The organism is Hyphomonas sp., from assembly GCF_046313975.1.
In the GTDB taxonomy this organism is placed as follows: domain Bacteria; phylum Pseudomonadota; class Alphaproteobacteria; order Caulobacterales; family Hyphomonadaceae; genus Hyphomonas.
On record NZ_JBKBXB010000044.1, the window covers coordinates 1 to 26,471 of the forward strand.

Below are 26,471 nucleotides of genomic sequence, written 5' to 3' on the forward strand. Positions count from 1 at the left end.
CTTGCGGGCGTCGGACACGTCCATGCCGCCATACTTCGATTTCCATTTATAGAACGTCGCTGAACTCACGCCATGGCGCCGGCAGACCTCCGCCGTCGCCATGCCCCGCTCCTGTTCCGCCCGGATCGCGATGATCTGTTCCTCGGTAAATTTACTCTTCCGCATCGTCTGTCTCCGTAACGACAGACTCTCCATTCAAATGCGGGACCAATTGGGTCTCAGGTCAGTCAGGCCAGAGCTGACTTTAGTGCTCGGCTCAATCTACGGCCAAACTATAAAAACAATCCCAGTGCAACAGTGAGCTAGCGAGCGCTTTATAATAAGCTCGTAATCAGCGCCTCAAATCAACCCCGCCAGCGGGCTCGACGGATCGGCGTATTTCTTCTTCGGCATTCGCCCAGCAAGATACGCCTCGCGCCCCGCTATCACCGCATGCTTCATCGCGCGCGCCATCCGCACCGGATCCTTTGCAGCCGCGATCGCCGTGTTCATCAGCACGCCGTCACAGCCGAGCTCCATCGCAATCGCTGCATCCGACGCCGTGCCGACACCGGCATCGACAATCACCGGCACGCGCGCCGCTTCCACGATCAGGCGGATGTTCACCGGGTTCATGATGCCGAGCCCCGACCCGATCAGCGAGCCGAGCGGCATGATCGCCACGCAGCCCGCATCCTCCAGCAGCCGCGCATAGACCGGATCGTCCGAGCAATACACCATCACCTCGAACCCATCCTTGATGAGCGCCTCGGCCGCCTTCAGCGTCTCCGGCATGTTCGGGTAGAGCGTCTTCTGGTCGGCCAGCACTTCCAGCTTCACGAGGTTCCAGCCGCCCGCCTCGCGCGCCAGGCGCAGGGTGCGCACGGCGTCGTCCGCCGTGTAACAGCCCGCCGTGTTCGGCAGGTAGGTAAACTCTGTCGGCTTCACATGATCCGACAGGCGCGGCTCGTCCGGGTTCGACAGGTTCACGCGGCGCAGCGCCACGGTCACGATCTCGGCGCCGGCCGCGCGTGCGGCTTCGGCGTTCTGCTCATAGGAGGCATACTTGCCGGTGCCCACGATCAGGCGGGAGGCATACACCTTGCCGGCGATGACAAGCGGGTCGGTCAGGATGGTATCGGTCATGTCTCGTGGTCTGGCCGTCCTCAGGCGGGCCGTCAACGCCCCTGCCTTCAGACCAGCCATACCGTCCAGAAGTCGCCCGCCCCGTGTGGACAGTTTCTGGAATGTTTTTGGGGCCTCAGCCGCCCCCGACGAACTGCACCAGCTCCAGCCGGTCGCCCTCCTCCAGCACGGTCAACACATGCTCGGATTTCGGCACGATCTCCCGGTTGCGCTCCACCGCGACGCCGCGCGGGTCGCGCCCCGTCTCCTGCGACAGGCGCTGCACCAACATCGCCACCGTCGTTCCTGGGGCAATCTCCCGTGTCTCGCCATTAAGGATGATGTTCATCAGCAGCGGCTCCTGTTGCCCTCTTGCAACACGCCGGAATCCAGCGCAAACGGGCTTCCATGTCGAAACCGGTATATGTCCTCGGCGGCCCGAATCTCAATCTGCTCGGTACGCGCGAGCCCGAGATTTACGGCCGGGATACGCTTGAAGATATCCATGCGCGCCTGCGCAGCCTTGCCGGCAAGTCCCCTCTTGTGCTCCGCCAGACCAATTCCGAAGGGGAACTGGTCAGCTGGGTCCAGGAAGCCGGCCGCGAGGGCTCTGCCCTCATTCTCAATGCCGCGGCCTATACCCATACCTCGATTGCCCTCCATGACGCCTTGAAAACACTCAAAATTCCAGTCATTGAGGTACACCTGTCCAATCCGGCCGCGCGGGAGGCGTTCCGGCACATCAACTACGTCGCGCCTGTTGCAACGGCTACGATAGCCGGGCTAGGTGCCCATGGGTACGAACTGGCCCTGTCCGCCGCCCTGCGGCTGTCAGGCCAGGGAGGGAGCTGAATACATGAGTACATCCAAAACCAAGCTCGATACCGGGCTCATCCGCGAATTGGCTGCCATCCTGCGGGAAGCAGACCTCGGCGAGATCGAAATCGAGAATGACGGCACCAAGATCCGCGTTTCGCGCGGCGGCCAGCAGGTCGTCCACGCCTCTTACGCCGCTCCGGCGCCGGCCGCAGCGGCCCCTGCCGCCGCACTTGCGGCTCCGTCCGCCGTATCGGCCGCCCCGGCAGCCGCCGCGGCACCCGACAATGCCGTGAAGTCGCCGATGGTCGGCACCGTCTACCTGTCCCCCGATCCGCAGTCGAAGGCCTACATCAATGTCGGCGACAAGGTGAAGAAGGGCGACACGCTGATGCTGGTCGAGGCAATGAAAACCTTCAACCCGGTCGAAGCCGACCGCGCCGGCACCGTCAAAGCCATCTATGTTCAAAACGCCCAGCCCGTTGAGTATGGCGAACCTCTCGTCCTGATCGAGTAGTCATGGCTGAGCCGCGTCCCATCCACAAAGTGCTGATCGCCAACAGGGGCGAGATCGCGCTGCGCATTCACCGGGCCTGCAAGGAAATGGGCCTGTCGACCGTCGTCGTCCATTCGGAAGCCGACCGCGACGCCATGGCTGTGCGCCTTGCCGACGAAAGCGTCTGCATCGGCCCGGCGCCGTCTTCGGAAAGCTACCTGAAGAAGTCGCGCATCCTGGCGGCCGCCGAAATCACCGGCGCTGACGCCATCCATCCCGGCTACGGCTTCCTATCGGAGAACGCGCAGTTTGCCGAAATGGTCGAAGCCCACGGCCTCGCCTTCATTGGTCCGACGGCGGATCATATCCGCATCATGGGCGACAAGATCGCCGCCAAGCAGGCGATGATCGAAGCCGGCGTGCCCTGTGTGCCGGGCTCCGAAGGGGCCCTTGAATCCATCGCGGAAGCCAAGAAAGCCGCCAAGAAGATCGGCTTCCCGGTCCTCGTCAAAGCCTCTGCCGGCGGCGGCGGGCGCGGCATGAAACTCGCGATGACCGAGGCCGATCTCGAGAACGCCGTCAAAACCGCCAAGACCGAAGCGAAAGCTGCCTTCGGCGACGATGCGGTCTATCTCGAGAAGTACTTGCAAGGGCCCCGCCATATCGAGATCCAGGTGATCGCCGACACGCACGGCAATGTCGCCCATCTCTGGGAACGCGACTGCTCGCTGCAGCGGCGCAACCAGAAGGTCTTCGAGGAAGCCCCGTCGCCCGCGCTCAACCAGCTGCAGCGCGAAGAGATCGGCGGCATCTGCGCCCGCGCGATGCAGAAGATCGGCTATCGCGGCGCCGGCACGATCGAGTTCCTCTACGAAGACGGCAAGTTCTATTTCATCGAAATGAACACCCGCCTCCAGGTCGAACACCCTGTCACCGAAATGATCACCGGCATCGACCTCGTGCGCGAACAGATCCGTATCGCCGAAGGCAAGAAGCTCTCCTTCCGCCAGGAAGATGTGCTGCTGGTCGGCCATGCCATCGAGTGCCGTATCAATGCCGAGCATCCGGAAACCTTCGTGCCCTCGCCGGGCCTGATCACCGAGTTCCATGCCCCCGGCGGCCCCGATGTGCGCCTCGACAGCGCCGCCTATGCCGGCTACCGCATCCCGCCGCACTACGACTCCCTGATCGGCAAGCTGATCGTGCACGGACGAACCCGCCGCGAATGCCTGATGCGCCTCAAGCGCTCTCTGCAGGAAATGGTCGTCGGCGGCGTGCACACCACGCTCGACCTGCACCGCCGCCTCGTCGAAAACGACGACGTCCTCGCGGGTCATTACAACATCCACTGGCTGGAAAAGTTCCTGAAAGACGCCAAGGCCGCAGAAGCGGATGAGGGTGCCGTAACCTGAAGCCCCTTCTCACCTGGGAGAAGGGGTTGGGGATGAGTGGGCGCACGCATCTCCGCAACATCAAGATCAGAGGTCAGTCCCGCTCACCCCTGCCCCTCTCCCAAGGGAGAGGGGTACGTCGCGTCCGGGGATAGGGCAGCGGAGCAGTCCGGTACCTGATGAGCTGAACATTTACACCCCGCCCGGCGCGCCCCATATCTCCCCCATGTCCTCCCGTTTTGGCCCCCAGGAACTGCTCGATTGCTATCGCCGCGGCGTGTTCCCGATGGCGGATTCGCGGGATGACCCGAACCTCTTCCTCGTCGATCCCGACACGCGCGGCATTCTCCCGCTTGACGCCTTCCACATCCCGAAACGCCTGAAGCGCCGCGTCTGCCAGGACCCGTACCGTGTAACCTTCGACACCGCTTTCACGCGCGTCATGGAGGCCTGCGCCGAGCCGCACGAAGGCCGCCCCAGCACCTGGATCAACTCACCGATCGTCAATCTCTACAGCGCCCTGCACCGCGAAGGTTACGCGCACTCTGTGGAATGCTGGGATGGTGACACGCTGGTCGGCGGCCTCTATGGCGTCGCCCTTGGCGGCGCCTTTTTCGGCGAAAGCATGTTCAGCCGCTCCACCGATGCCTCGAAGATTGCGCTCGTCCATCTCGTCGCGCGCCTGATCGATCGCGGCTATGTCCTGCTCGACGCGCAGTTTCACAACCCGCACCTTGAACAGTTCGGCCTGATCGAAATCACGCGGTCAGAGTTTCGCGCCCGTCTGAAACAGGCGCTTAAAGTGCAGGCGAGCTTTCATCTGCCTACGGATCAGTCGACCGGAATGTCTTCCTCGATCACGGGCGGCGCATCGGATTCCGACATGCCGGCCGGCGCATCATCGATCAGCGGCTCGTCGCCCAACGGCACGATCACGCGCGGGGGCAGCTTCACCGGCGCCGGCGCCGTGCAGCGGATCACCCAGATATCGTAAACCGGGTGCTCCAGCGCGCTGAGGCCCGGAGAGGACGCATACATCCAACCAGAGAACAGCACCGGCTGCTCCCCGGCGGCAACAGCTGTCGGCGCGACTTCCGCCTGCTCTTCCGAGACCGGGCGCAGCGATGAAATCTTCAGGAAGGCGGCGCTCTCCGGCACTTCTTCCGGCGGCGTCTGGAAACAGGCTTTCAGCTCGACATTCAGCGACCCGAACACGACCGGCTCGCCCACCTTCACGGTAATGTCGACCGAGCGCCCGGTGATCTTGTCGAGCGCGCGCAGCGTTGCCCGGTCCTGCTTCGCAAAGGTTGCCGCCGAGGCGAGCCCCACCAGCGAGGCACCGACCAGACCGAGAACTGCCAGACGAAGAAGCGACGACATGTGAACCTTACTCCGGATAGTCCAGATCCTCCGCAGGCGGATCGCTTGCGGTTGTTTCAGAAGTGCTGCCGCCGCTGCCGGCAGCGAAGGAGGCAAACAGGGTCAGCAGGTCCACGCTCCCGCGTGTGTACTGGATCTCGCCTGTGCCATCCTGGGGGATAACGTCAAAGCCCGCGCCCGGTTCCAGCGCCACATAGGCGCCGCCGAGCAGGCCATCGGTCGATACGCGCGCGTCGGTATCGTCCGGCAGCTCCCATTTGGAATCCAGCGTCATCGTCACCACCGCCTCGAAGCGTTGCGGGTCGCCGTCGATGGACTTGATCACGCCGGCCTTCACGCCCGCGATGCGCACATCCGATCCGCGCGCGAGGCCCGACACGCTGTTGAAGCGCGCCGTCACCTCATAGGTCTTGCTGCCCATCGCCGCGGCATCGCCGCCGCGGGCCAGCGCGAACCAGAGGAAGATGGCCGCGACCGCAACAACGACGGCGCCGACCAGGGTTTCAAACGCGGATTCACGCATCGGGCGTCCAGGCCTCATAGTCAGCGTCGGATTTCTGGCGTTGGTCGCCGGCGGCGAGGCTGCCCTTCGGCTTGGTCGCGAACGGCGTACCGGTCATGTTGGGGGTGTGATCGCTTTCCCACTCGCGCCGGTCCAGCGGCATCTTGGTCGGCGGCGCGTCCAGCGTGTGGTGCAGCCAGCCATGCCAGTCCGCCGGCACCTTGGAGGGCTCGGCCAAGCCGTTATAGGTCACATACCGGCGGCGGCGGCCTTCCAGCGAGGGCTTGCGCTCCTCGAAGTAGCGGTTGCCATACTCGTCCGTGCCTACATACCCCGCGCGCCGGCCGATATCGAAGGCCGCGCCGATCGTTGAGCCGCTCCACCAGGTGAAAATCTGTTTCAGCATCCGGACCTGTCCTGACCTTGCTTGATGGCCGCAATATGGCGGCTGGGGGGCGATTAATCCATCCGGCGGATACAGGCAATGCGGCGCAGCCGGAGGCCCTGTCCGGGCTTGCGGCGCTGCCTTTCAACCGGCACCCTCCCCTCAACTGATTCGGCCCGGAGCCCCACCCAATGGCAGCGAAATCCACTTCCGACTTCCTCGAAGCCGCAGAAGCCGGGGGCCTCGTCTCCGCCGAAACGCGCCTGAGGGACGTGCTCCGCTCTGCCGGGCGCCCGCCCCTGCCGCTGTCGGCGTCTGCCCTGCGGGATGTGCAGTCCGCCTGGTCGGCGGCCAACCTGCTCGGGGTTTCCCAGCTGGCCACGGCCGAAATGCTGGAAAGACTTGGAGACGCCCCGAAGAATGCCGAACTCGCCGAGGCCCTTGCCGCCGGCCTGCCGCAGGATGTGCTGGAAGAGGCGCTGCGCCAGCCGGGCGGTATCCTGAAGACCGCCGCCAGCCTCCGCGCGGCGGCCGTCTCCACGCCCTCACCCCGCCCCGGCGTGTTCGAGGCCGGCCATATCGATGCCGCCCTCGCCGCCGCCCTGATGGCCGCGCTTGAGGAAGGCGCCGAAATCCATCTGATGCGCGGCGCCGTGCCGGATGCCGGCACCCGCTGCCGCATCGTCGACGTGGCCCAGGCCATCGGTCCCGGCGGTCTGGAAGCGGACTATCTCGTCGCCTCCGTCGATGCCGCATCTCGCAGCCTCGGGGACGGCGTCCTCGTCGTAGCCGGTCTCGGCGCTGCGGTCCTGTCGCTTGGTCTCGACTATGCCTCAGAAGCCGCCGTCAATGCCGGCGCCGCGCTGTGTGCGCTGGTCAAGTCCGCCGCCACCGGCGCTGCCTTTCCGGCCGCGCAGGGCCGCATCCTCGGCCTTGAAGGGATGAAAGCCACCGGCCGCCGCCCCTGCCAGCTCGCCCTGCTGCCGCTGCGCGACATGGCAAGCTGCCTGCCCGAATGCGAAAGCGAAGGCGCAGCGCCCGTGCGCACCGTGCTCGCCTATGGTGAAGACGCCCCTTCACTCAGCCGCGCCGCCCGCCTCGGCCTTGCGCGCCGCGCGCCGGAACACCTGCCGCAACTCCTCGCCCGCCTCGCCAGCGCTGGCGAACAGGACCTCGACTCCGCTCTCGGTCGCACCCGCCTGCGCGACCGGGGCTTCACCGACGAAGCCATCGAACGCGTCACCCGCGCCATCGGCGACGGCCTGCCGCTCAATGCCGCCTTCTCCCGCTGGGTGCTCGGCGACGAGATCATCACCAACGACCTGCGCCTCGCCCCGGAGCGGTTCGATTCCGATGGCCGCGCGCTGCTCTCCGCGGTCGGCTTCTCGAAGAAGGATATCGCCGCCGCCGAACTCGCCATCGACGGCGCCATCGAAGAGATTGCGGGTAAGGGTCTCGCTGCGGCGGGCCTGTCGCTGTCGGTCAGTGCCGATGCCGAGATCCGCTTCACCGCCGCCGCGGCCCGCGCCCTTGGCGGCCCGGCCATGCTGCGCACCCCGGCCATTGAGGGCCTGAAACTGGCGGAAGCTGCCATGGCTGCAGGTCTCTCGGCCCTCGTCACCGGCCACCGCGCCCCGCCTTCGGAAGACCTGCGCCTGCGGATGGAGCAGATCATCTCCCTTGCCGACGAGATCGCGGAGGAGGCCGACGCCCTGCCGCCGCTGCCCGTTCTCACCGAGGAAGCCCCGCGTGTGCGCCGCACCCGCCTGCCGGACCGCCGCAAGGGCTACATCCAGAAAGCCACCGTCGGCGGCCACAAGGTGTACCTGCACACCGGCGAGTTTGATGATGGCAGCCTCGGCGAGATCTTCATCGACATGCACAAGGAAGGCGCCGCTTTCCGCAGCCTGATGAACAATTTCGCCATCTCGGTCTCCCTCGGCCTGCAATATGGCGTGCCGCTGGAAGAGTATGCCGATGCCTTCGTCTTCACCCGGTTCGAACCGGCGGGCGAGGTTACCGGCAATGACCGGATCCGGAATGCGACCTCGATCCTGGACTACATTTTCCGGGAGCTTGCCGTCTCCTATCTCGGCCGCTCGGACCTTGCCGAAGCCGATGTCACCCATGACGGCCTCGGCCGCGGGGCAGGCGATGCCACCCGCAGCGAACCGGCCGCCTTCACCAGCGAAGCCGCGCAGTTCATCTCCCGCGGTTTCTCGCGCGGCCAGCTGCCGGACAATATCGTGATCCTGGAGAAGAAGCGGGCCGAAAAGGCCTCCGAAGAGCCTGAAACCGGCGAAGCAGAAGACCTGACTCCGGCCTATCTGTCGCTCGGTTGCCCGGCCTGCGGCAGCTTCACGCTTTACCAGGCCGGACCCGACCAGCTCGCCTGTGACACCTGCGGCGAGGAAAGCCGGGCCAGCCAGTAGCCCTGCCGGGCGACTGACCCCATCATGCCTTTCGCGCGCTGCGCGAAGTTCATGACTCTTTGGACAGGTTCATTGCATTCCGGCAACAGTCGTGCCGCTTTTACAGTTCTTACAGTTTCTTCAGTTTAGAGAGTATTCGGAAACCGCTATCCCGAGTCTCATGGACAAGCTGAATCTGCGTCTCGTCTCTGTTGCAGGTGCCCTGGCAGCCTTTGCTGCGCAGCACGCTGTTGCCCAGGGCCAACCCGTAGGCTGGGCCCCGAGCTATACCGGCCCGGCCGCGCCGAAGGGCGAATTCTCCAGTGCCAACCTGACCGGCTGGACTCTCTCCGGCGCCAATCTCAAGGAAGCCAAACTCGACTATTCCCTGATGAAGGACGTCAAGGCGGTCGGCGTTAACCTCGAGAAGGCGGACCTGACCGGCGCAGACATGCGCGGCGCGACGCTGACCAATGCCCGCCTGTCCGATGCGGTCTTCGACCTTGCCCGCATGCAGAAGGTCAAGGCTGACGGGGCGGATTTCCGCGAAGCGCGGATGCATGGTGTGAACCTGCACGGGGCCGAGATGATCGGCGCAAACTTCGAAGGCGCAGAGCTGTTCATCGCGCGCCTCGAGGAAACCCAGTTCGGCGGTTCCAATTTCAGCGATGCCCTGCTCGACCGCGCGGTGCTGCGCGATGCCGTGTTTGATGGCGCGAACTTCACGGATGCCCGCCTCGTGCGCGCCGACATCACCGGCGCCTCGTTCAAGGATGCCCGCTTCCCGGGCGCGAACCTGTCAAATGTCGTCGGTTTCGACCATGCCGATTTCGAGGGCGCCTGCGGCTCGCTGACCACGCAGTTGCCCCCGGATGAAAGCCTGCCGCTCTGCACCCCGGCCCAGCTCACCGCGCGCCTCACCGCCGGCCGGCCTAAGTAAACGGCGTCTCCCTCTATCACAAAGCAAAACCGCCGGGCGTATAACCCGGCGGTTTGTTTTTGGCCCTGATCCGGCCTTTCGGCTTACGCCTTCACCACCGGGGCGAGGCGGATGTTCAGCTCTTTCAGCTGCTTCTCGTCCACCGGGCCCGGCGCGCCCATCAAGAGGTCGCGGGCCTGCTGGTTCATCGGGAAGAGGATCACGTCGCGCAGGCTGTCCGTTTCGGCCAGCAGCATGACGATGCGGTCCACGCCCGGCGCGATGCCGCCATGCGGCGGGGCGCCGTAGCGGAAGGCGTTCAGCATGCCGCCGAACTTCTTCTCGACGACTTCCGGGCCATAGCCGGCAATCTCGAACGCTTTCAGCATGATGTCCGGACGATGGTTCCGGATTGCGCCGGAGGAGAGCTCAACGCCGTTGCAGACGATGTCATACTGGAAGGCCTTCAGCGCCAGCTGCTTCTCGGCTGTGTCCGCCGCCATCAGCGCCTCCATTCCGCCTTGCGGCATCGAGAACGGGTTGTGGCTGAAATCGACCTTCTTGTTGTCTTCGTCCCATTCGTACATCGGGAAGTCGACGATCCAGCAGAAGCGGAAGATGCCAGGCTCGATAATGCCCAGCTCCTCGCCGATGCGGATGCGCGCCTGACCCTGCAGTTTCACGGCTGCGGTCTTGTCGCCCGCCGAGAAGAACAGCGCGTCACCGGCCTTGACGCCCGCGCGCTCTGCCAACGCCGCCAGCGCTGCCGGCTCGAAGAATTTCGCGATCGGCCCCGTTGCGGCCAGCGCGCCATTCTCTTCCACGAAGCGCATATAGCCGAGGCCCGGCGCCTGCATTTCCTTCTTCGCCCAGGCGTCCATCTTGTCGAAGAAGCTGCGCGGCTGCTCGCCCGAGTTCGGCGCCGGAATGGCGCGCACGATGCCGCCGCCCGCCACGATCTTCTTGAACACGGCGAGGGTCACGTCATCGCGCGTGACGATGTCGGACACGTCCGAGCAGATGATCGGGTTGCGCAGGTCCGGCTTGTCGACGCCGTACTTGAGCATAGCCTCCGCATACGGAATATGCGGGAACGGCCCCGGCGCCACTTTGCGGCCCTTGCCTTCCCAGTCGGCGAATTCTTCAAACACGCCGCGCATCACCGGCTCGATGGCGCCGAACACATCGTCCTGCGTGACGAAGCTCATCTCGATATCGAGCTGGTAGAACTCGCCCGGCGAGCGGTCCGCGCGGGCGTCCTCGTCGCGGAAGCAGGGCGCGATCTGGAAATACCGGTCAAAGCCGGAGACCATGAGCAGCTGCTTGAACTGCTGCGGCGCCTGCGGCAGCGCGTAGAACTCGCCCGGATGCAGCCGGCTCGGCACGAGGAAGTCGCGCGCGCCTTCCGGGCTCGAAGCCGTCAGGATCGGCGTCTGGTATTCGGTGAAGCCCTCGGCCACCATCCGGCGGCGCAGGCTCGCGATCACCTGGCTTCGCAGGATCATGTTCTTGTGCAGCTGCTCCCGGCGCAGGTCCAGGTAGCGGTGCTTCAGGCGGATTTCCTCAGGGTAGGAATGGTCGCCAAACACCGGCATCGGCAGCTCCGCCGCCTCGGACTGAACAGCCACAGACCCGCCGACCACTTCGATCTCGCCCGTGGCAAGGTTCGGGTTCACGAGTTCCGCGTCCCGGGCCACGACCTTGCCCTCGACCGTGATCACGCTCTCGGCCCGCAGGCGCTCGACCGTGGCAAAGCCCGGCGAGCCCGGATTGAACACGATCTGGGTCAGGCCGTAATGGTCCCGAAGGTCGATGAACATGACCCCGCCATGGTCCCGGCGGCGGTGCAGCCAGCCCGAAATCTTGACGGTTTCCCCGACATGGGACTTGCGCAGCTCCCCGCAGGTATGGGTGCGATAGGCGTGCATCTGGCGAAAACTCCGGAAAATCGGCCAAACAGAAAGAGCGGCGTAGGGCACAGACCCCCTCGCCTTTGTCAAGCTGGTGCGATAAGCGCTCCGGCAATGACTGACAACACCCTGACTCCCATCACAGAGCAGTCCGCCCTCGAAGACCTCTGTGGGCGCCTCTCAGAAGCCGAATTTGTCTGTGTGGACACCGAATTCCACAGGGAGACGACCTATTGGCCGGAACTCTGCCTGATTCAGGCCTCCGGCCCCGGTGTTGAGGGGCTGATCGACCCCCGCGCCGAGGATCTGGACATCAAGCCCTTCCTCGACCTGATCGCCTCGGACCGTCAGACCAAGGTGTTCCATGCCGCCCGTCAGGACATCGAAATCTTCAACCGCCTGATCGGCCACCCGCCCGGGCCGATCTTCGACACCCAGGTCGCCGCGATGGCCCTCGGCTTCGGCGATTCGATTTCGTACGACAACCTGATCCAGCGCGTCCTCAAGAAGCATATCGACAAGTCCAGCCAGTTCACCGACTGGATGCGCCGCCCGCTGAGCCAGAAACAGCTGATCTACGCTCTCGGCGACGTGACCCACCTGCGCGACGCCTACCAGCGCATGCGCGACGAGCTCGACAAGACCGGCCGCATGCCTTGGGTGCGCGAGGAGATGGCCGAGCTGGAAGACCCCGCCACCTATGACACCGACCCGCTGAACGCCTGGCAGCGCCTGAAGCTGCGCATGCCGAAGAAGGACTATGCCGCCATCGTCGTCGCCGTCGCCGCCTGGCGCGAGCGCGTGGCGCAGGAACTCGACAAGCCGCGCCGGCGAATCCTGAAGGACGACGCCATCCAGGAAATCGCTGCCCAGAAGCCGCGCACCGAGGAAGACTTCGCCCAGCTGCGCGCCGTGCCCAACGGCTTCATCCGCTCGAAGCATGGCCAGGGGCTGATCGAAGCGGTGCGCGCGGCCATCGAGGCGCCGGATACGTTCGCGCCCGAGCTCGCCCGCCCGGTGCAGAATGCGCAGATCCCCGCGGGCGCGCCGGAACTGCTCAAGGTGCTGCTCAAGCATGTCGCCGACGAGAATGATGTCGTGCCGCGCCTGATCGCCAATTCCAGCGACATCGACCGCATCGCCCGCGGCGAGACCAGTGACGACATTCCCGCGATGACGGGCTGGCGTTACGAGATGTTCGGCAAGAAGGCGATCGCGCTGCTGTCCGGCAAGCTCGCTGTCTCGTTCGAGGGTAGTCAGGTCAGATTGTTCGACGTCTGACGATTTTGCCCTGATCCATTACTGCAGTTCCCTCACCTCCCATCGCGTAAGCGATGGGAGGTGAGGGCCGCGCTTACCGCACCATTGTCCGCGATTTCAGCTTCAGCTGCCCGGCTGCCTGCGACAGGCGCCGCTCCACGGTTTCGGAAAACAGCAGCCGGTCGCGCGGACCGACTTCCAGTTCCAGCGTGTCGCCCTTGCGGCGCAGCGCCGCGCGCTTCAGGATCGGGGCCGAGCGGCCGGAGAAAACTGCGCCGAGCCGCATGAGGAGGCCGATCTGCCGCGCCCGGTCGGCCTGCGCATCGGTGGTCAGCGCCGCATGTTCCTGCGGGCGCTTGAAGTCCTTGTCATAACGCGCGCCGATGGCCAGCGCGATCATCGCGCGCTCCGGATGCGTCACGCCGAGATACGGCGCGCGCAGGGCCTGGTCGTACGCCATCTCGGCGCGGTGATCGGGATGGAAGCGGCCGGAACTGTCGGCCATCATACAGGCCGCCTTTTCGATACGCACATCCGCGGCTGGCGAGCCGAACAGGTCGGGCTGCGGCACCAGCGCCGGCGAAATGAAATCATGCAAAGCCCGGCCGAACGCAATCTGATTGTTGTCGAGGCGCGCATAGGCGATGATGCCGTCCGTCAGCGGATCATCGAGCTTCATGCCGAGGAGTTCGTGCAGCACGCCTTCGCGCACCCCGGAGGCGGAGATGATTACGCCGTCGAGCGCGCTCTGGGCGAGCACCTCTTCCATCAGGATCGCGGCCATCGGGAAATGCCGTGCCCGGCGCTTGTCGATGGCCTCGATCTGCTGGCGCGCGGCCGCGTTCGTCAGCGAGTCGATGCAGAGTTTTGCCGCCCGCGCTACCTGGCCTTCATTCGCCTGGAAACCTTGAAGCACCTGCAGCGGATAGCGGTCCATCTCCATCATCAGCCGGCCGAAGGCGCGCCAGGCGCCGCCGACGGCATAGAATTTTCCCTTCGCCCCGCGCAGCGCCGCGCTGGACTTCAGCGCCTCGCGCATCCGCTTGCGCAACTCCTTCGGATCACTGACGATCTCGCCCAGCGCCAGCGGACCGAGCATCAGGCTTTCGCCGTCCTGCGCGCCCGAGAGGCCGATGCGCTTCAGCTCGAGGCTGGAGCCGCCAAGGTCTCCGATCACGCCGACAGGATTGTGCACGCTGAGATCCACGCCCCGCGCGGACAGGCGCGCCTCGTCTTCCCCGCTCAGAAGGCGCACCGGCCGGCCGAGCACCTTGCCCGCCTGTTTCAGAAAGTCCGGGCCGTCCTCGGCCACGCGTACAGCGGCAGTGGCAACTGCCTGCCAGGTCTCGACATTCAGCGCACGGAGGATTGCCCGGTAGCGCGACAAGGCCTTCAGCGCCGCTTCGATGCCCTGCGGCGACAGGTGGCCGGTCTTTGTCAGCCCTTCGCCCAGCCCGGCCATGACCTTCTCGTTGAAGCTCTGCAGGATGGAGGCGCCCATCACGTCGCAGATCACGAGACGAACAGAGTTCGACCCGATATCGATGATGCCGGCGGGACGGGGTTGGGGAATGGTCATTTCGGCTGCGTCTCACGCGGCGACAGGCGCGGCGGCAGGCTTACTTCCAGCGCGCTGCCCCGGCCAGAGAGGCTGGGGTTCGACATGAAATATCCGTGCGCGGAGAAGGCCGCATCCGGATTACTGCTGCGGTAACGCTCATAATGGCCATCGGGATGCATCAGCCAGGTCTGTTGCTCGTCATTGAGATTGGCCACCATGATCTGGTTCATCACCTGCCGGTGCACGGTCGGGTTCTGCACCGGCACCATCACTTCCACGCGACGCGACAGGTTGCGCGGCATCCAGTCGGCAGACGACATGAACACTTTCGCGTTCGCCGAAGGCAGCTCCTCACCATTGGCGAAGCAGATCATCCGGGCGTGTTCGAGGAAGCGCCCGACAATGCTCTTTACCGTGATGTTTTCCGACAGACCCTGGATGCCGGGCCGGAGGCAGCAGATGCCGCGCACCACCAGAGCGATAGGCACGCCGCACTGGCTGGCGCGGTAAAGCGCGTCGATCACGTCGGGGTCGACCAGCGAATTCATCTTCGCCCAGATGCCGCTGGGTTTGCCTTTCTTCGCCGCCTGCGCTTCCTTTTCGATCAGCTGGATCAGCTGCTCTTTCAGGTTCACCGGCGCCATGCAGATCGTCTCGAATTCCGGCGGCACTTCCGGCGGCTCGCGGTTGGCGGTTACATAGTTGAACAAGCGGTTGGCATCGCGGCCCAGCGCCGGATCGGCGGTGAAGAGGGAGAGGTCGGTATAGATGCGCGCATTAATCGGGTGATAGTTGCCCGTGCCATAGTGCGTGTAGGTGCGGAGCTCATGGCCCTCGCGCCGCACGACGAGCGACACTTTCGCGTGCGTCTTGTACTCGATAAATCCGTACACGACCTGTACGCCCGCGCGTTCAAGGTCGCGCGCGAGGCGCAGGTTTGCCTCCTCGTCGAAGCGGGCCTTGATCTCGACCAGCGCCGTCACGGTCTTGCCGGATTCGGCGGCCTCGATCAGCGCGCCGACAATCGGCGAGTTGATCGTGGTGCGGTAGAGTGTCTGCTTGATCGCCACGACCTGCGGATCATTCGCCGCCTGACGCACGAATTCCACGACCACATCGAAACTCTCGAACGGGTGGTGAACGAGGATATCCTTGGCGCGCACGGCCGCGAACATGTCGCCGCCCATCTCGCGGATCCGCTCGGGATATCGCGGCTCGTAGGGCGGGAACAGGAGGTCCGGGCGGTCGTCGACGATCATCTCGGACAGGCGTGCCATGCCGAGAATGCCGTCATACAGCACGATATCGGAGGGCTCCGCGCCGATCTCGCGCATGATGAACTCGCGCAGCTTGTCCGGCGCGCTTGCCTGCATCCGCAGACGGACGATCCGGCCGCGGCGGCGCTGCTTCAGCAACACTTCGAACTCGCGGATCAGGTCTTCGGATTCTTCCTCGATCTCGATATCGCTGTCGCGCACGATGCGGAACAGGCAGCGGCCTGCCTCGGCAAAACCGGGGAACAGCGCCGGCAGGAACATGCCGATCACATCTTCCAGCGCGATGAAACGGATGCCGGGCTTGTTGCCTTTCGGCAGGCGGATGAAGCGGCGCACAAAGGTCGGCATCGGCACGATGCCCACCTGCCCTTCGCCGCCGGTTTCCGATTCCAGGTCGAAAGCGATGGTGAAGCCGAGATTGGGAATGAACGGGAACGGATGCGCCGGATCAATCGCCAGCGGCGTCAGGATCGGGAACACGTTCGAGTGGAAATAGGTTTCGATATCGGCCCGCTCGCGCTTGGTCAGGTCGCCGGGGCTGAGCACGAAGATGCCTTCGGCCTCCATTGCGCCTTTCAGCTCGCGCCAGCGCTCGAGCTGTCCGCCGATCAGACGCAGCGCGGCGGCCTCGACCTCTTCCACCTGGCGGGCCGGGGTCAGCCCGTCCTGGCTCGGCCGCGTCACGCCGGCGCGCACCTGCTCGCGCAGGCCGGCATAGCGCACCATGTCGAACTCATCGAGGTTGCTGGCCGAGATCGACAGGAAGCGCAGCCGCTCGAGCAGCGGATGGGCCGGATTGCCAGCCTCCTCAAGGACGCGCTGGTTGAACTCGAGCCAGGACAATTCCCGGTTCAGGAACCGCTCCGGCGAGGCCATCAGCTGCTTGTTCAGACGATGCTGGCTGTCCGGCATCTTCGCTCACCCCTCATCATCCCCATCCGGCCGGCCCATCCGTTCCAGCACGCTGCGCGCCAGAGGCAGGCTTGGCGCCCTGTCGGCATCGCTGACCGAGGCACTGAGCCTGTCCATGAAGCTTTCCACGGCGTCATAGGCAAGTTCCAGTCTTGGCACCAGATAGTTGAGCGTCTCTTGTGAAAGCCTGAGAAATCGCCGCTCCGCCGCCAGAACCAGCCGCGCGCGCAGCCCCTCTTCATCCGGCATCCCGATCTCACCCACCGGCAGGGCCTTCAGCCGCGAGCGCAGGTCCGGCGATGCCACCCGCCACTGCGATGGCGCGCGGTGCGCTGTCAGCAACAGACGCCCGCCTCCGGCCGCGATCAGGTTCATCAGCGACACAAGCACATCTTCATTACGCCCGAGTGACAGGTCGGCATCGTCGATCACGACATGCGCCTCTGCCAGCACGGAAGGAGACTTGACCGTCTTCGCCAGCAGCGGGCCTTCGATCAGCTCCGCGCCGAAGCGCGCTGCCCAGGCTTCAGCCAGATAGGTGAGGCCGCACCTGGCCGGACCGGTGATGCACAGGACCGGCGTCGCCCAGTCCTCGGGCCGCCCGGCAAGGCGCAGGGCGGCAGCGTTGTGCGGGCCCTGGACGAGTCCGTCCCAGTGCGCGGCCGGCGCCGGGAATCCGAACATCGGCTGCGCGGGGGTATCGTCCTGATCCGGCCCGCCCGGCTTCACTGCGTGACGGCTGTGCTGACCGCGGATCGCAGGGTCAGCTGGTTGTTCTCGCGGGAGATCGTCACACCGCGCTGCACGAGGTCATTGCGCAGGCGGGTCTCGTCGCCGGCATAGGAGAAGGTCACCAGCGCGCCTTCGCGGGCCACCGCCGTGGTGCGGAAATCCGAGACCAGCGGCGAGCGGGCGAGCGCGCCGCGAAGGGTGTTCCACTCGGTCAGCGAGGTGAAGCGCACGGTGGCATCGACCTGGGTACGCGAGCCATCGCGCACGATGGAGGCCTGTTTCCAGGTCTCGTCGAGCAGTGTCGTGACGGCGGCAGCGGCGGCTTCCAGCGTCGGCGCGGCAGGAGTTGCGCCGACGGCCTCTGTGCCGGTTGCGGTGACGTTCGACACGATCACGCGCCAGGCGCCGTCGCGGCCCTGCAGTTCGGCGAGGATGGCGCGGCGGGCATTGGCGGAATTGGCTTCGGCCGAAATCTCGTTCCAGCCGCTGAAGGCCGAATAGCCAGTTGAGGCAGTCGTCACGAAAGGCACCAGCGTTCCGGGGCTGCGCTCCGAGAAGGCCGTGATCCAGGCAATCTGGTTGCCGGAGGAGGTGACGGGCACCATCAGGGCCAGCGGGGCCTGGGCGTCGAGATAGGGCACTTTCAGCGCGTCGAGATGGGCGCGTACAACCTGCGGGTTCAGCACAACGGCCAGCTTGCCCCGGTAACGCCCGGCGCCAGCGACTTCCTCTTCCACGTCCACAGCGGCCGTGAAGCGCGAGGCGGTCGCGCTGTCGATGGTGATGCCGCCGACAGCGTTGCGGTCTGTCGCGAGGGTTATCTTGTTGATCAGCTGGCGCGCTGCCGAGATCCGCGCGGCGGCCATCGCCTTCTCGCGGGCCTCCAGGATGGTCGAGCCGGTCTCGTCCACGGCAATGCCGCGGATCGTGTAGACATCCTTGGTATCGGCATAGACAGCGCCCGAAGCGGCCAGAGACATGAAGAGGGCGGCCAGAACCAGTCGAATCATGGGAAGTCTGCTCCTTGTTCAGGCCCTTCTAACAAGGCCAACCGGCGGCGGATACCGCGAGCTTCATCTGAAGCCGACATGCGCCGGAATTGTGGCCTGTACAGACCTGAAAACACTGGCCTGATCTACATCTTCCATTCATGTTGCCTGTGAAATCTCTGTCAGGTTACCGGGAGGGCGGGCATGGGCGATCTTGACGATTACAATGACCGGATTCGCAAGCAGGCCTTCGGCGTGCCCGTGGGTCCGCCGACGACCGCCGCACAGGCGGCTGCCGACATGGCCGCAGCTGCCCAGCGCAGGCAAGCGGCCGCGCCGTCCGGCAGGAACATCCCCTTCGGAGGCTCAGACCATTCCGTTGCTGACCTGCTGGTCATTCTGGCCATCTCCCTCGCCGTCTTCGGTGCCGGGGTCGCAGCCGCGACATTCCTTTCCGGTGATATCGCCTTCCTCGGCTATGTCGGCATCGCAGCGGGCGGCATTTTCGGGGTCTTCTGCATTGCAGCGCTGCTGAAACGCGCTGCCAAAGCCGTCTTTGAAATGGTCATCCTCTCTTTCGCCTGGACCCTCCACAAAGTCTGGCGGCTGATCAGCTTCCCTTTCCGCCACCGCTGATCCGGCAGCGGGCGCGCCGCTACCCTTCGCATCCTTCACTGGAAACCGCGCCGCCCCCGTGCTAACGCGCCGACTCGGGCAATCCCGTGGGGCCAGGACCAGATGAGCGCAGCATCCAAACCGCCGCTTTCCTACAAGGATGCCGGTGTCGACATCGAGGCCGGCGAACGGCTGGTTGACGCGATCTCGCCGATGGCCAAGGCCACCCGCCGGTCCGGCGTGATGGGCGGCCTCGGCGGCTTCGGCGCCCTCTTCGACCTGAAGGCCGCCGGCTATAACGACCCCATTCTCGTCTCCGGCACCGACGGCGTCGGCACCAAACTGATGCTCGCCTTCGAAACCGGCATCCACAATACCGTCGGCATCGACCTCGTCGCCATGTGCGCCAATGACGTGCTGGCCCAAGGCGCCGAGCCGCTTTTCTTCCTCGACTATTTCGCCACCGGAAAGCTCGAGGGCGGCATTGCCGAGGCGGTGATCGCCGGCATCGCCGAAGGTTGCCGCCGGTCGGGATGCGCCCTCGTCGGCGGTGAGACCGCCGAAATGCCGGGCATGTATCCGCCGGGCCATTATGATCTCGCCGGCTTCGTCGTTGGCGCTGTGGACCGTGACAAGGTGCTGCCCCGGCTTGGCGACATGAAGGCGGGCGATACGCTGATCGGCCTCGCCTCCTCCGGCCCGCATTCCAACGGCTATTCGCTCGTGCGCCGCATCGTCGAGCGCGAAGGCCTGTTCTATGGCGGCCCCTCGCCCTTCTCCGAAGGCGAAACGCTGGGCGAAGCGCTGCTGACGCCCACCCGCCTCTACGCTCCGCTCGTGCTGCCGCTCATCCGGTCCGGCCGCATCAAGGGCCTCGCCCATATCACCGGCGGCGGCCTGACCGAGAACACGCCGCGCATGTGCCCGGACCATCTCGTGCCGAAAATCGACCGCGCCAGCTGGACCCCGCCCCCGGTGTTCCAGTGGCTGCAACATGCCGGCGGGGTGGACCTCGGCGAGATGCACCGCACCTTCAATATGGGTATCGGCATGGTGCTGGCGGTCAGCCCAGCGGATGCCGATGGCGTCCTTGCCGACCTGAAGGCGGCGGGTGAAGCGCCGGTGATCCTCGGCGAGCTTGCCGCCGCATGAGGCGCCTGAGGCTTGCGATCCTGATCTCGGGCCGCGGCTCGAACATGGAATCGCTGCTGCACGCCGCCCGCGATCCGGCCTACCCCGCTGAGCCCGTGCTCGTGCTGTCGAACCGGCCGGACGCGAAAGGCCTCCTCACCGCCGAAGCCGCCGGCATCCCGGTCGCCGCCATCGATCACAAGACCTATGGCAAGGACCGCGAAGCCTTCGAATACCACGTTGACGCCACTCTGCGCGGCGCCGGCGTCGAGATCATCGCGCTTGCCGGGTTCATGCGCGTCCTCACGCCCTGGTTCGTCTCGCGCTGGGAAGGAAGGATGATCAACATCCACCCCTCGCTGCTGCCGAAACACAAGGGCCTCGACACCCACCAGCGTGCGCTGGACGCCGGCGACACCGAAGCCGGATGCTCCGTACACTGGGTAAGTGCCGGTGTGGATGAAGGCGAGATCATCTCGCAGGCAAGCGTGCCGATCCTGCCCGGCGACACCGCCGACACTCTCGCCGCCCGCGTCCTGCCTGAAGAGCACAAACTCTACCCCAAAGCCCTCGCGCTCGCCTGCGCGCAGATTGCAGAGAAACTATAAAGGAGGCCCGCAGATGACCGGCATGCAGCAGATCGTCCTCGAGCGCTATTGCGACGGCGCCCCGAAGCCCACCGATTTCCGCCTCGAAACCGTTCCCCTGCCGGAGCTTAAAGACGGCCAGTTCCTCGTGCGCCATGCCTGGTGCTCTGTCGACCCCGGAACCCGCTCGCGCCTCTCGGGCGGCGACAGCTATGCGGCCGCCCTGCCGCTCGGCAAACCCATCGACGGCTTCAGCGTCGGCGAAATCGTGGAGAGCAAGAATCCCGACTGGACGGTCGGCACGCAGGTCTTCTGCGCCGGCGGCTGGAAAACCCATTCGGTCCAGTCCGGCAAGGGCTTCATCGGCCGGGTGGCGGATGTGCACGGCGTGCCGCTTTCGGCCTGGATCGGCGTGCTCGGCGTGCCCGGCCTTACCGCCTGGTTCGGCATGAAGGATGTGGCGCGGTTCAAATCCGGTGACGCAGTGCTCGTCACCTCTGCAGCGGGGCCGGTGGGCGCAACGGCGGGGCAACTGGCGAAGGCCTGGGGCGCGTCGAAAGTGGTCGGCGTTGCGGGCTCGGACGCGAAATGCCTGTGGTTGGTGGATGAGGCGGGCTTTGATGCGGCAATCAATTACAAGACGGTTGCCGATCTCGATGCCGCGATTGCCCGGGAGTTTCCGAAGGGCGTCGATGTCCTGTTCGACAATGTCGGCAATGCGATGGTCAACCGTGTGCTGCCCCTGATGGCGATGCACGGGCGCATCTGCATTTCTGGACAGGTCGCCGATTATAATCTGCCTGCGGAGCAAACGCCGGGGATCGTCAATACCAAGCCCTTCATCACCCACCGCGTGAACATGCAGGGCCTGGTCGTGTTCGATTTCGCGCGGGGATTCCCTGAAGCGCTTTCAACCATGGCCGGGATGATCGCCAGCGGCGCCCTCAAGACGCAGGAAGAACGTTTCCGCGGGATCGCCGCAATGCCGGAGGCGTTCTGCGGCCTGTTCCGGGGCGAAAATACCGGACGCCGCGTGGTCGATGTCAGCGCCTGAGGGTGCAGCCGATCAGCCCTTGCGGCCGCCGGCCTCGAAATAGGCATGGGTGCCGCGGGTGAGGATGCGGTCGCCTTCGGCGATGGCGTGGGCGTCGTAATCGGACAGGCCTTTGACCTCGGCATAGACGTTGCCGAAATCCTGGTAGCAGGCCTCCAGCAGCGCCTCGAAACTGTCGATGACGAAATAGGTCTGCTGGAAATCATCGATGATGTATTTCGTGCGCATCAGGCGTTTGACATCGAAGCCGATACGGTTGGGGCTGTCGTCTTCGAGGGCGAAGACAGTTTCCTGCGGGCTGGAGAGGATGCCGGCGCCGTAGATGCGCAAACCGTCCGCCTCCTGAACAAGTCCGAATTCGACCGTGTACCAGTAGAGGCGGGCGAGATTGTGCAACTGGCCGAGGCGCATGGCGCGCTGGCCGCCCTTGCCATAGGCTTCCATGAAATCGGCGAAGACCGGGTTGGCCAGCATCGGCACATGGCCGAAGATGTCGTGGAAGATGTCCGGTTCCTGAAGATAGTCGAACTCCTCCTCCGGGCGAATGAAGGCGCCGGCCGGGAAGCGGCGGTTGGCGAGATGGTCGAAGAAGATGTCGTCGGGCACCAGTTCGGCCACAGGCACGACGCGCCAGCCGGTGAGCTTTTCCAGCCGGTCTGTAAGGCGGCCCATATGGGGGATGCCGGAGGGCGAGAGTTCCAGCGTGTTCATGGCCTCGAGCGCGGCGGCGCAGGCGCGGTTTTTCGTGACGTCGCGCTGGCGGCGGAAGAGGCGGTCCCACCGGTCATGCTCGGCGGCGCTGTAGGTGTCCCAGGCCTGGTCGATAGTGAAATCGGCCGCGCGCGGGGCATCGTGATAGCGATTCTTGGCGAAGGCGGTGTCCATGCCCGCGAGTATAGCGCGCGGCGCGAATTAGTTCCAGATGTAACTAATTTTGCCCCTAGTTTAGGGCGCGGGCGTCGACGATTTCGGTGAGGGTGACACCCAGTTCGCCGTCAGCGACGACGAGTTTGCCGCGGGCGATGAGCTTGCCGGAGACGTAGATATCCACAGGCTCGTTGGTCTGCTTTTCCAGCGTGAGGACTTCGCCGGGCGTGAGCGCCATCAGCTCTTCCATCGTCATGCGCACCTCGCCGAGCACGATTTCGACGCGCACGGGAACATCCAGCAGCATTTTCTGGAAAGCGGGATTGGTGTGTTCGCTCATGGTGTTCCCTCTTTCGCGGCATCCGGGGCAGTCTGTCCAGCCCCGGCGAACAGGTCGCCCTGCCCGTCGATCAGGCGCCGCGCGATGGATTCGATCTCGCGGCGCAGGCGATCTTCCGTACCCGTATCAAACTTTGCGCCTTCAATATGGCTGACGAGCTGGACCACTTCGCCGAGGGCGCGCTTCATTTCGGCGGTGACTTTTGCGAGGCGCTCGCTTTCGGCTTCGGCCTTGACCCGGGCGACTTCGGCCAGCGTTTCGGCGCGCACCTGCGCGATGAGGCCAGCGATTTCCTCGCCCGTGAAACTGACGCGCGCGGGATCATCCGCAGGCGGCATGTCTTCCGGCTGCGGGCCGAAATCGGCGCGGAAGGCAAAGGGGGTGACAGCTTTGACGGCGCGCTCTGTCATTCGACCAGCTCGTCTTCGTCGGTCTGGCTGCCGGCATGGATTTCGCCGCGCCCGATGAGCTGGCGGGCGAGGCCGACGAGTTCGGCGCGCGAGGCATCCACTTCAGAGCGGCGGACGGGGCCGAGGGCGGCGATTTCCTCGCGCAGCAGCTCGCCGGCGCGGGCGGTCATGTTGGCGAAGAAGGCGGCGGAAGTGGTTTCCTTTGCGCCTTTCAGGGCGATGACGAGCGTAGCCCGGTCAGCCGCGGCGAGCAGGGTCTGCATGCCGCCGGCATCGAGCGTGGCGAGATCGTCGAAGGTGAACATCAGGGAACGGACTTTATCGCCCGCACCCGGTTCGGCGCTTTCGAGGGCGGCGAGGAACAACGTTCCGGCGCGCGGATCGAGACGGTCGAAGATACGGGCGATGCGTTCGATGCCGGCGGAGGAGCCTTCGCGCGTCATGGTTTTGACGCGGCCGGCAAGGTGTTGTTCGAGGCTGGCCATCGCGGCTGGGTGGATTTCGCCGAGGTGCAGCAGGCGCTGCATGGCTTCCACGGCCAGCGAGGATGGCAGTGCGCGCAGGAGGCGGGCGGCGGCGTCCCCGGTGAGGCGCGACAGGATCAGGGCGACGACCTGGGCACGCTCATGCTGGGTGAGCATGGCGAGGGCGGTCGTGTCGAGCGCGGAGAGATCTGCCCAGACGCCGCGGCCGGGCTGGCCGGAAGCGGCGCGGGCTTCGGCGAAACGGCGCAGGGCTTCAGCGTCCGCAGACGGATCATCTGCGAGCCGGTCCATCGCGGCGCTGAGCGCATCTGTTTCCTGCGGGTCGAGCTCTGCCCAGATGGCGGCGGCGTCGGGTCCGAGCGCGCGCATCAGGCGGGCCGAGCGGGCAAGGCCGGGCGCAAGGGCGGCGGAGGGTTTTGCCAGCGCGCTCATACCGCTTCATCCTTCGCGGAGAGCCAGCCGCGCACGACGGCGGCGGCACGGGCCGGATCGCGCCGGGCGATTTCGGAGGCTGCGGTTTCAGGCGCCGGGGCGGCGACCGGGCGGAGGGGGCGCGGCGTTTCATGGATACGCTCCGTGAGCGGAGCGATCGGCGCGAGAGTCTGGGCGGCGGGTTTCTGCGCGGGAGCAGGCTGGGCGGTGAGGAAGGCCAGCGCGCCGCCGAACAGGGCCAGCAGGCTGAGGCCGGCGAGTTCGAGCCAGGCGGAGGGCTGGGGCCGGCCGGGCAGGCCGGCGGCGAAGGTGACGGTTTCGATGATGAGGCGGTCGCCGCGCTCCGGGATCAGGCCGGCGGCGAGCGGGGCGATGCGCTGCAGCTCCGGGATGCGGGCGGCGGCGGTCTCGTCGAGGAGGATCAGGACGGTGCGCCCGCCATCGGCATTATAGCTGACGCTGAGGCGCGAGAGGCCGGGGCCGGCGACGGGAGCGATCAGGTCTGCGAGGGCGGCTTCGGCGGCATTGGCGGCCAGGGGCGCCGGGGGGCGGGTCAGATGGCTGGCGCCGCGCCAGGCGAGGAGGCCAAGGGCAATGGAAAGGACCAGCAGCGCCAACAGGCGCGCCGGCCCCCTGCCCGTGCCATCCATGCCCTGTCCAAACGCCATAAAACCCTCCGGGGCCGGCGCGAACGCCGGCAGATTCCCGGAAGGCTAAAAGGCCCGCCTTAAGGCAGGTTTAACAAGGCAAATACCGCGTTAACGGCGGTATTGCTGAAGGCGCGTGGTGCGCAGGCCTTTGGCGCCGTGGCGGGCGTAAAGACGCTCCCAGCCCTCATATTCCTCTTCGGTGAGGTTGTAGCGCTCACAGGCCGCTTCGCGCGAGAGGAGGCCACCGGCAACGGCGGCAACCACTTCGGCCTTGCGGCGCGTGACCCAGCGCGAGATGCCCGGTGCGGGCAGGTCTGCCAGGGTGAGCATCTGGCCATCCGGGCCCTTGACGCTCATCGGTCGTGCATTCTGCATGTTCATGTCCAAACCCTTCTCTAGGTTTCCAATGGGTGTTCCTCCCCGCTTCTGCGGGGCCATGGGATGGAACCGTACACGAGGCGGTTTAAGCCCGGCCTTGCCCCGGATGGGCAGTTTTCGGGGGTGTGTTAGGGGGCTGTTTGGAAACCTGTTCCGGGGCGGGACAATCCGGCTGAAACTGGCGGGAATGCGGCAGGCGGAGGGTTTTCATGCCGGATTTTCGTAAGGTGGGGGTGTAGAAGTGTTTCCCCCAGCACCTTTGCCCGGAGAGGCGGTTGCCTTCCGGGGGTTCGAGAGCTGGATTGCGGGCAAGGCTCAGCCGGAGTCGTGATAGTCGTGCGGACGCGGGCGACGGCGGTGTTGAGATTGTCGAGGACGCGCCTGCCCCGGTCGGTGATCGGTTTCGAGGTGTAGCCCGGGATGCGCCAGAGCGAGAGGACGGGTTTTTCGGGCGCCTTGCGCAAGGCGAGGCGCTGCAGGCGGCGGGCAGATGCGGTGGGGCTTGCGAAAGCAGCCTTGAGCGCGGCGAGGCGGCGCAGGAGGCTTGCTTCGTAGACGGACGGATCGGGCGGCATGCGCACTGGTGCGCGCACGATGGGATCGTCGAAATTGCGGATGCGGGGGCCGGTGTCCGGAGCCGGCCTGGCGCGGCGCGGGCCGCCGCTGCCGGGGAGCGGTTCGGTGAGGCGAAAGAGCGGGGCGCGCAGTGTTTGCGGCGCGGCAGGCGGCACGCGGTACCCGCCTGCGCGGGGATTGTTCGGGTTGGGTTTGCGTTTCGTGGCGGCAGGGCCGAGCTTTGCGGCAATCAGGTGGATGATGCGGCGCAGGGTGGCTTCGGCGGGTAGCAAGAAGTGGCGGCAGATGGCCGCCAGCATCGGCCGTGGACGGACGGTTCCCGGGGCGAGGAGTTCCTCAAGCTGCGCGATCAGCCAGCCAATGAGGCTTTCGGCCTCATCGAGCAGGGGGTTCTGCGGCGGTGGTGCGGTCTGGTCCATGCGGAGAGTATAGGCATGGTTTTGGGGGTGTAGCGTAAGTTTGGGCGATTATTTTTCAACGGGTTGATTCTTCGGGGGATTTTTTCTGCGAGGTGTTGCATAAGTGCTCCGTAGGCGGATGAACTGGCGTGCCGCAGATACCTGCGAAGGCAGGTATCCAGTCCAGCGCCTGGGGCCCTGGACCCCTGCCTTCGCAGGGGTCTGAGGACCTGCTGCGTAGCTGAACAAACCTGAACCACCCGTTCAAACCGCGTTCAGTGGCCGCGCTTCATCACTGTGCGTGTCAGGGCGCTTCCTCTTCACCGGCGCAAGACGCAAACACAGGAGTATGAACATGAACCGACTTCTTTCGACTGCTGCCGCGGCGCTTCTCGTCGCCAGCCTCGGCGTTGCCCATGCAGACCCGCGCAACAGGGTGCAGATTGACCAGCGGGGCTATAATAACGGCGCGGCCGCCGCGCAGCAGGGATCGCGCAATGGCA

At 65.5% G+C, this 26,471-nt stretch carries 29 protein-coding genes and 1 pseudogene; 12 read left to right on the forward strand and 18 right to left on the reverse strand.

The features are described 5' to 3' along the window. From ACK4TE_RS13445 to thiS, 3 genes are all read right to left on the reverse strand, one after another. Positions 1 to 165: transposase (locus ACK4TE_RS13445; protein WP_409912069.1), on the reverse strand; the 165-nt coding region annotated here is incomplete at its 3' end. 174 nt (positions 166 to 339) lie between these two features. After that, positions 340 to 1,125 (reverse strand): thiazole synthase, encoded by a 786-nt coding sequence (locus ACK4TE_RS13450; protein ID WP_409912042.1) that lies wholly within the window; start codon positions 1,123 to 1,125, stop codon positions 340 to 342. A gap of 115 nt (positions 1,126 to 1,240) precedes the next feature. Next, a complete protein-coding gene (thiS, locus tag ACK4TE_RS13455; RefSeq protein WP_409912043.1) occupies positions 1,241 to 1,453 on the reverse strand; it encodes a sulfur carrier protein ThiS in 213 nt (70 codons plus the stop codon). A 59-nt stretch (positions 1,454 to 1,512) separates the two neighbouring features. Between thiS and ACK4TE_RS13460 the strand changes: the two genes are divergently transcribed. The 4 genes and pseudogenes from ACK4TE_RS13460 to aat form a co-directional block, all read left to right on the forward strand. Beyond that, positions 1,513 to 1,956 (forward strand): type II 3-dehydroquinate dehydratase, encoded by a 444-nt coding sequence (locus ACK4TE_RS13460; protein ID WP_409912044.1) that lies wholly within the window; start codon positions 1,513 to 1,515, stop codon positions 1,954 to 1,956. Between the two features lie 4 nt (positions 1,957 to 1,960). Next, the gene (gene accB, locus ACK4TE_RS13465; RefSeq protein ID WP_409912045.1) at positions 1,961 to 2,437 is read left to right on the forward strand and encodes an acetyl-CoA carboxylase biotin carboxyl carrier protein; all 477 of its coding nucleotides are present in this window, start codon (positions 1,961 to 1,963) and stop codon (positions 2,435 to 2,437) included. 2 nt (positions 2,438 to 2,439) lie between these two features. Continuing rightward, complete coding sequence (gene accC, locus ACK4TE_RS13470) at positions 2,440 to 3,828, forward strand: acetyl-CoA carboxylase biotin carboxylase subunit (RefSeq protein WP_409912046.1); 1,389 nt, start codon at positions 2,440 to 2,442, stop codon at positions 3,826 to 3,828. Positions 3,829 to 4,033: 205 nt separating this feature from the next. Next, positions 4,034 to 4,654: pseudogene (gene aat, locus ACK4TE_RS13475) on the forward strand (leucyl/phenylalanyl-tRNA--protein transferase); the annotation flags it as partial. Here the strand turns inward: aat and ACK4TE_RS13480 are convergent. The 3 genes from ACK4TE_RS13480 to ACK4TE_RS13490 are packed head-to-tail and all read right to left on the reverse strand — an operon-like array spanning position 4,639 to position 6,095. Next, entirely contained in the window at positions 4,639 to 5,187 is a 549-nt protein-coding gene (locus tag ACK4TE_RS13480) for a DUF2155 domain-containing protein (RefSeq protein ID WP_409912047.1), read from the reverse strand. The pseudogene aat and the gene ACK4TE_RS13480 sit on opposite strands and share 16 nt — an antisense overlap. A gap of 7 nt (positions 5,188 to 5,194) precedes the next feature. Then, a complete protein-coding gene (gene mlaD, locus ACK4TE_RS13485; RefSeq protein WP_409912048.1) occupies positions 5,195 to 5,710 on the reverse strand; it encodes an outer membrane lipid asymmetry maintenance protein MlaD in 516 nt (171 codons plus the stop codon). After that, positions 5,703 to 6,095, reverse strand: coding sequence for an NADH:ubiquinone oxidoreductase subunit NDUFA12 (locus ACK4TE_RS13490; RefSeq protein ID WP_409912049.1), 393 nt, complete (start codon positions 6,093 to 6,095; stop codon positions 5,703 to 5,705). The genes mlaD and ACK4TE_RS13490 overlap by 8 nt, the downstream gene beginning before the upstream one ends. A gap of 170 nt (positions 6,096 to 6,265) precedes the next feature. Between ACK4TE_RS13490 and ACK4TE_RS13495 the strand changes: the two genes are divergently transcribed. Both ACK4TE_RS13495 and ACK4TE_RS13500 read left to right on the forward strand, forming a co-directional pair. Next, a complete protein-coding gene (locus ACK4TE_RS13495) occupies positions 6,266 to 8,506 on the forward strand; it encodes a hypothetical protein (RefSeq protein ID WP_409912050.1) in 2,241 nt (746 codons plus the stop codon). A gap of 160 nt (positions 8,507 to 8,666) precedes the next feature. Beyond that, positions 8,667 to 9,425 (forward strand): pentapeptide repeat-containing protein, encoded by a 759-nt coding sequence (locus tag ACK4TE_RS13500; RefSeq protein ID WP_409912051.1) that lies wholly within the window; start codon positions 8,667 to 8,669, stop codon positions 9,423 to 9,425. Between the two features lie 83 nt (positions 9,426 to 9,508). Here ACK4TE_RS13500 and aspS read toward each other — a convergent pair whose 3' ends face one another. Continuing rightward, entirely contained in the window at positions 9,509 to 11,332 is a 1,824-nt protein-coding gene (gene aspS, locus ACK4TE_RS13505) for an aspartate--tRNA ligase (protein WP_409912052.1), read from the reverse strand. Between the two features lie 96 nt (positions 11,333 to 11,428). Between aspS and rnd the strand changes: the two genes are divergently transcribed. Next, complete coding sequence (rnd, locus tag ACK4TE_RS13510; RefSeq protein ID WP_409912053.1) at positions 11,429 to 12,595, forward strand: ribonuclease D; 1,167 nt, start codon at positions 11,429 to 11,431, stop codon at positions 12,593 to 12,595. 73 nt (positions 12,596 to 12,668) lie between these two features. Here the strand turns inward: rnd and ACK4TE_RS13515 are convergent, their stop codons facing one another. The 4 genes from ACK4TE_RS13515 to ACK4TE_RS13530 are packed head-to-tail and all read right to left on the reverse strand — an operon-like array spanning position 12,669 to position 18,066. Next, entirely contained in the window at positions 12,669 to 14,153 is a 1,485-nt protein-coding gene (locus tag ACK4TE_RS13515) for a Ppx/GppA family phosphatase (protein WP_409912054.1), read from the reverse strand. After that, positions 14,150 to 16,324 (reverse strand): RNA degradosome polyphosphate kinase, encoded by a 2,175-nt coding sequence (locus ACK4TE_RS13520; RefSeq protein ID WP_409912055.1) that lies wholly within the window; start codon positions 16,322 to 16,324, stop codon positions 14,150 to 14,152. The genes ACK4TE_RS13515 and ACK4TE_RS13520 overlap by 4 nt, the downstream gene beginning before the upstream one ends. Positions 16,325 to 16,330: 6 nt before the next feature. Next, positions 16,331 to 17,008 carry a DNA replication protein gene (locus ACK4TE_RS13525; protein WP_409912056.1) on the reverse strand — a complete coding sequence of 226 codons (678 nt, stop codon included), beginning with the start codon at positions 17,006 to 17,008 and terminating at the stop codon, positions 16,331 to 16,333. 41 nt (positions 17,009 to 17,049) lie between these two features. Continuing rightward, positions 17,050 to 18,066 carry a hypothetical protein gene (locus ACK4TE_RS13530; RefSeq protein WP_409912057.1) on the reverse strand — a complete coding sequence of 339 codons (1,017 nt, stop codon included), beginning with the start codon at positions 18,064 to 18,066 and terminating at the stop codon, positions 17,050 to 17,052. 183 nt (positions 18,067 to 18,249) lie between these two features. Here ACK4TE_RS13530 and ACK4TE_RS13535 point away from each other — a divergent pair, with 183 nt between their 5' ends. From ACK4TE_RS13535 to ACK4TE_RS13550, 4 genes are all read left to right on the forward strand, one after another. Then, the gene (locus ACK4TE_RS13535) at positions 18,250 to 18,681 is read left to right on the forward strand and encodes a hypothetical protein (RefSeq protein ID WP_409912058.1); all 432 of its coding nucleotides are present in this window, start codon (positions 18,250 to 18,252) and stop codon (positions 18,679 to 18,681) included. Positions 18,682 to 18,783: 102 nt separating this feature from the next. After that, positions 18,784 to 19,812: a phosphoribosylformylglycinamidine cyclo-ligase gene (purM, locus tag ACK4TE_RS13540; RefSeq protein WP_409912059.1), complete on the forward strand. Its 1,029-nt coding sequence runs from the start codon at positions 18,784 to 18,786 to the stop codon at positions 19,810 to 19,812. Beyond that, a complete protein-coding gene (gene purN, locus ACK4TE_RS13545) occupies positions 19,809 to 20,399 on the forward strand; it encodes a phosphoribosylglycinamide formyltransferase (RefSeq protein WP_409912060.1) in 591 nt (196 codons plus the stop codon). The genes purM and purN overlap by 4 nt, the downstream gene beginning before the upstream one ends. 13 nt (positions 20,400 to 20,412) lie before the next feature. Then, entirely contained in the window at positions 20,413 to 21,432 is a 1,020-nt protein-coding gene (locus ACK4TE_RS13550) for an NADP-dependent oxidoreductase (protein WP_409912061.1), read from the forward strand. Between the two features lie 12 nt (positions 21,433 to 21,444). On the opposite strand, the gene phhA is transcribed toward ACK4TE_RS13550, so the two are convergent. The 7 genes from phhA to ACK4TE_RS13585 all read right to left on the reverse strand — a co-directional run bounded on the left by phhA (position 21,445) and on the right by ACK4TE_RS13585 (position 25,989). Then, complete coding sequence (gene phhA / locus ACK4TE_RS13555; RefSeq protein ID WP_409912062.1) at positions 21,445 to 22,317, reverse strand: phenylalanine 4-monooxygenase; 873 nt, start codon at positions 22,315 to 22,317, stop codon at positions 21,445 to 21,447. A gap of 55 nt (positions 22,318 to 22,372) precedes the next feature. Continuing rightward, positions 22,373 to 22,639, reverse strand: coding sequence for a flagellar motor switch protein FliN (gene fliN / locus ACK4TE_RS13560; protein WP_409912063.1), 267 nt, complete (start codon positions 22,637 to 22,639; stop codon positions 22,373 to 22,375). Continuing rightward, entirely contained in the window at positions 22,636 to 23,049 is a 414-nt protein-coding gene (locus ACK4TE_RS13565) for a hypothetical protein (RefSeq protein WP_409912064.1), read from the reverse strand. The genes fliN and ACK4TE_RS13565 overlap by 4 nt, the downstream gene beginning before the upstream one ends. Beyond that, the gene (locus ACK4TE_RS13570) at positions 23,046 to 23,966 is read right to left on the reverse strand and encodes a FliG C-terminal domain-containing protein (RefSeq protein ID WP_409912065.1); all 921 of its coding nucleotides are present in this window, start codon (positions 23,964 to 23,966) and stop codon (positions 23,046 to 23,048) included. The genes ACK4TE_RS13565 and ACK4TE_RS13570 overlap by 4 nt, the downstream gene beginning before the upstream one ends. Then, positions 23,963 to 24,634: a hypothetical protein gene (locus ACK4TE_RS13575; protein WP_409912066.1), complete on the reverse strand. Its 672-nt coding sequence runs from the start codon at positions 24,632 to 24,634 to the stop codon at positions 23,963 to 23,965. Before ACK4TE_RS13575 ends, ACK4TE_RS13570 begins: the two co-directional genes overlap by 4 nt. 90 nt (positions 24,635 to 24,724) lie before the next feature. Then, complete coding sequence (locus tag ACK4TE_RS13580; RefSeq protein ID WP_409912067.1) at positions 24,725 to 24,997, reverse strand: DUF1153 domain-containing protein; 273 nt, start codon at positions 24,995 to 24,997, stop codon at positions 24,725 to 24,727. A gap of 125 nt (positions 24,998 to 25,122) precedes the next feature. Next, the gene (locus tag ACK4TE_RS13585; RefSeq protein ID WP_409912068.1) at positions 25,123 to 25,989 is read right to left on the reverse strand and encodes a hypothetical protein; all 867 of its coding nucleotides are present in this window, start codon (positions 25,987 to 25,989) and stop codon (positions 25,123 to 25,125) included. Positions 25,990 to 26,323: 334 nt separating this feature from the next. Here ACK4TE_RS13585 and ACK4TE_RS13590 point away from each other — a divergent pair. Next, positions 26,324 to 26,471: hypothetical protein (locus tag ACK4TE_RS13590; protein ID WP_409912070.1), on the forward strand; the 148-nt coding region annotated here is incomplete at its 3' end.

Bases quoted from the DNA above. Each gene is read 5' to 3' on its own strand.
- ACK4TE_RS13450 (WP_409912042.1), bottom strand. From the start codon at position 1,125: ATGACCGATACCATCCTGACCGACCCGCTTGTCATCGCCGGCAAGGTG.
- thiS (WP_409912043.1), bottom strand. From the start codon at position 1,453: ATGAACATCATCCTTAATGGCGAGACACGGGAGATTGCCCCAGGAACG.
- ACK4TE_RS13460 (WP_409912044.1), top strand. From the start codon at position 1,513: ATGTCGAAACCGGTATATGTCCTCGGCGGCCCGAATCTCAATCTGCTC.
- accB (WP_409912045.1), top strand. From the start codon at position 1,961: ATGAGTACATCCAAAACCAAGCTCGATACCGGGCTCATCCGCGAATTG.
- accC (WP_409912046.1), top strand. From the start codon at position 2,440: ATGGCTGAGCCGCGTCCCATCCACAAAGTGCTGATCGCCAACAGGGGC.
- ACK4TE_RS13480 (WP_409912047.1), bottom strand. From the start codon at position 5,187: ATGTCGTCGCTTCTTCGTCTGGCAGTTCTCGGTCTGGTCGGTGCCTCG.
- mlaD (WP_409912048.1), bottom strand. From the start codon at position 5,710: ATGCGTGAATCCGCGTTTGAAACCCTGGTCGGCGCCGTCGTTGTTGCG.
- ACK4TE_RS13490 (WP_409912049.1), bottom strand. From the start codon at position 6,095: ATGCTGAAACAGATTTTCACCTGGTGGAGCGGCTCAACGATCGGCGCG.
- ACK4TE_RS13495 (WP_409912050.1), top strand. From the start codon at position 6,266: ATGGCAGCGAAATCCACTTCCGACTTCCTCGAAGCCGCAGAAGCCGGG.
- ACK4TE_RS13500 (WP_409912051.1), top strand. From the start codon at position 8,667: ATGGACAAGCTGAATCTGCGTCTCGTCTCTGTTGCAGGTGCCCTGGCA.
- aspS (WP_409912052.1), bottom strand. From the start codon at position 11,332: ATGCACGCCTATCGCACCCATACCTGCGGGGAGCTGCGCAAGTCCCAT.
- rnd (WP_409912053.1), top strand. From the start codon at position 11,429: ATGACTGACAACACCCTGACTCCCATCACAGAGCAGTCCGCCCTCGAA.
- ACK4TE_RS13515 (WP_409912054.1), bottom strand. From the start codon at position 14,153: ATGACCATTCCCCAACCCCGTCCCGCCGGCATCATCGATATCGGGTCG.
- ACK4TE_RS13520 (WP_409912055.1), bottom strand. From the start codon at position 16,324: ATGCCGGACAGCCAGCATCGTCTGAACAAGCAGCTGATGGCCTCGCCG.
- ACK4TE_RS13525 (WP_409912056.1), bottom strand. From the start codon at position 17,008: ATGTTCGGATTCCCGGCGCCGGCCGCGCACTGGGACGGACTCGTCCAG.
- ACK4TE_RS13530 (WP_409912057.1), bottom strand. From the start codon at position 18,066: ATGATTCGACTGGTTCTGGCCGCCCTCTTCATGTCTCTGGCCGCTTCG.
- ACK4TE_RS13535 (WP_409912058.1), top strand. From the start codon at position 18,250: ATGGGCGATCTTGACGATTACAATGACCGGATTCGCAAGCAGGCCTTC.
- purM (WP_409912059.1), top strand. From the start codon at position 18,784: ATGAGCGCAGCATCCAAACCGCCGCTTTCCTACAAGGATGCCGGTGTC.
- purN (WP_409912060.1), top strand. From the start codon at position 19,809: ATGAGGCGCCTGAGGCTTGCGATCCTGATCTCGGGCCGCGGCTCGAAC.
- ACK4TE_RS13550 (WP_409912061.1), top strand. From the start codon at position 20,413: ATGACCGGCATGCAGCAGATCGTCCTCGAGCGCTATTGCGACGGCGCC.
- phhA (WP_409912062.1), bottom strand. From the start codon at position 22,317: ATGGACACCGCCTTCGCCAAGAATCGCTATCACGATGCCCCGCGCGCG.
- fliN (WP_409912063.1), bottom strand. From the start codon at position 22,639: ATGAGCGAACACACCAATCCCGCTTTCCAGAAAATGCTGCTGGATGTT.
- ACK4TE_RS13565 (WP_409912064.1), bottom strand. From the start codon at position 23,049: ATGACAGAGCGCGCCGTCAAAGCTGTCACCCCCTTTGCCTTCCGCGCC.
- ACK4TE_RS13570 (WP_409912065.1), bottom strand. From the start codon at position 23,966: ATGAGCGCGCTGGCAAAACCCTCCGCCGCCCTTGCGCCCGGCCTTGCC.
- ACK4TE_RS13575 (WP_409912066.1), bottom strand. From the start codon at position 24,634: ATGGCGTTTGGACAGGGCATGGATGGCACGGGCAGGGGGCCGGCGCGC.
- ACK4TE_RS13580 (WP_409912067.1), bottom strand. From the start codon at position 24,997: ATGAACATGCAGAATGCACGACCGATGAGCGTCAAGGGCCCGGATGGC.
- ACK4TE_RS13585 (WP_409912068.1), bottom strand. From the start codon at position 25,989: ATGGACCAGACCGCACCACCGCCGCAGAACCCCCTGCTCGATGAGGCC.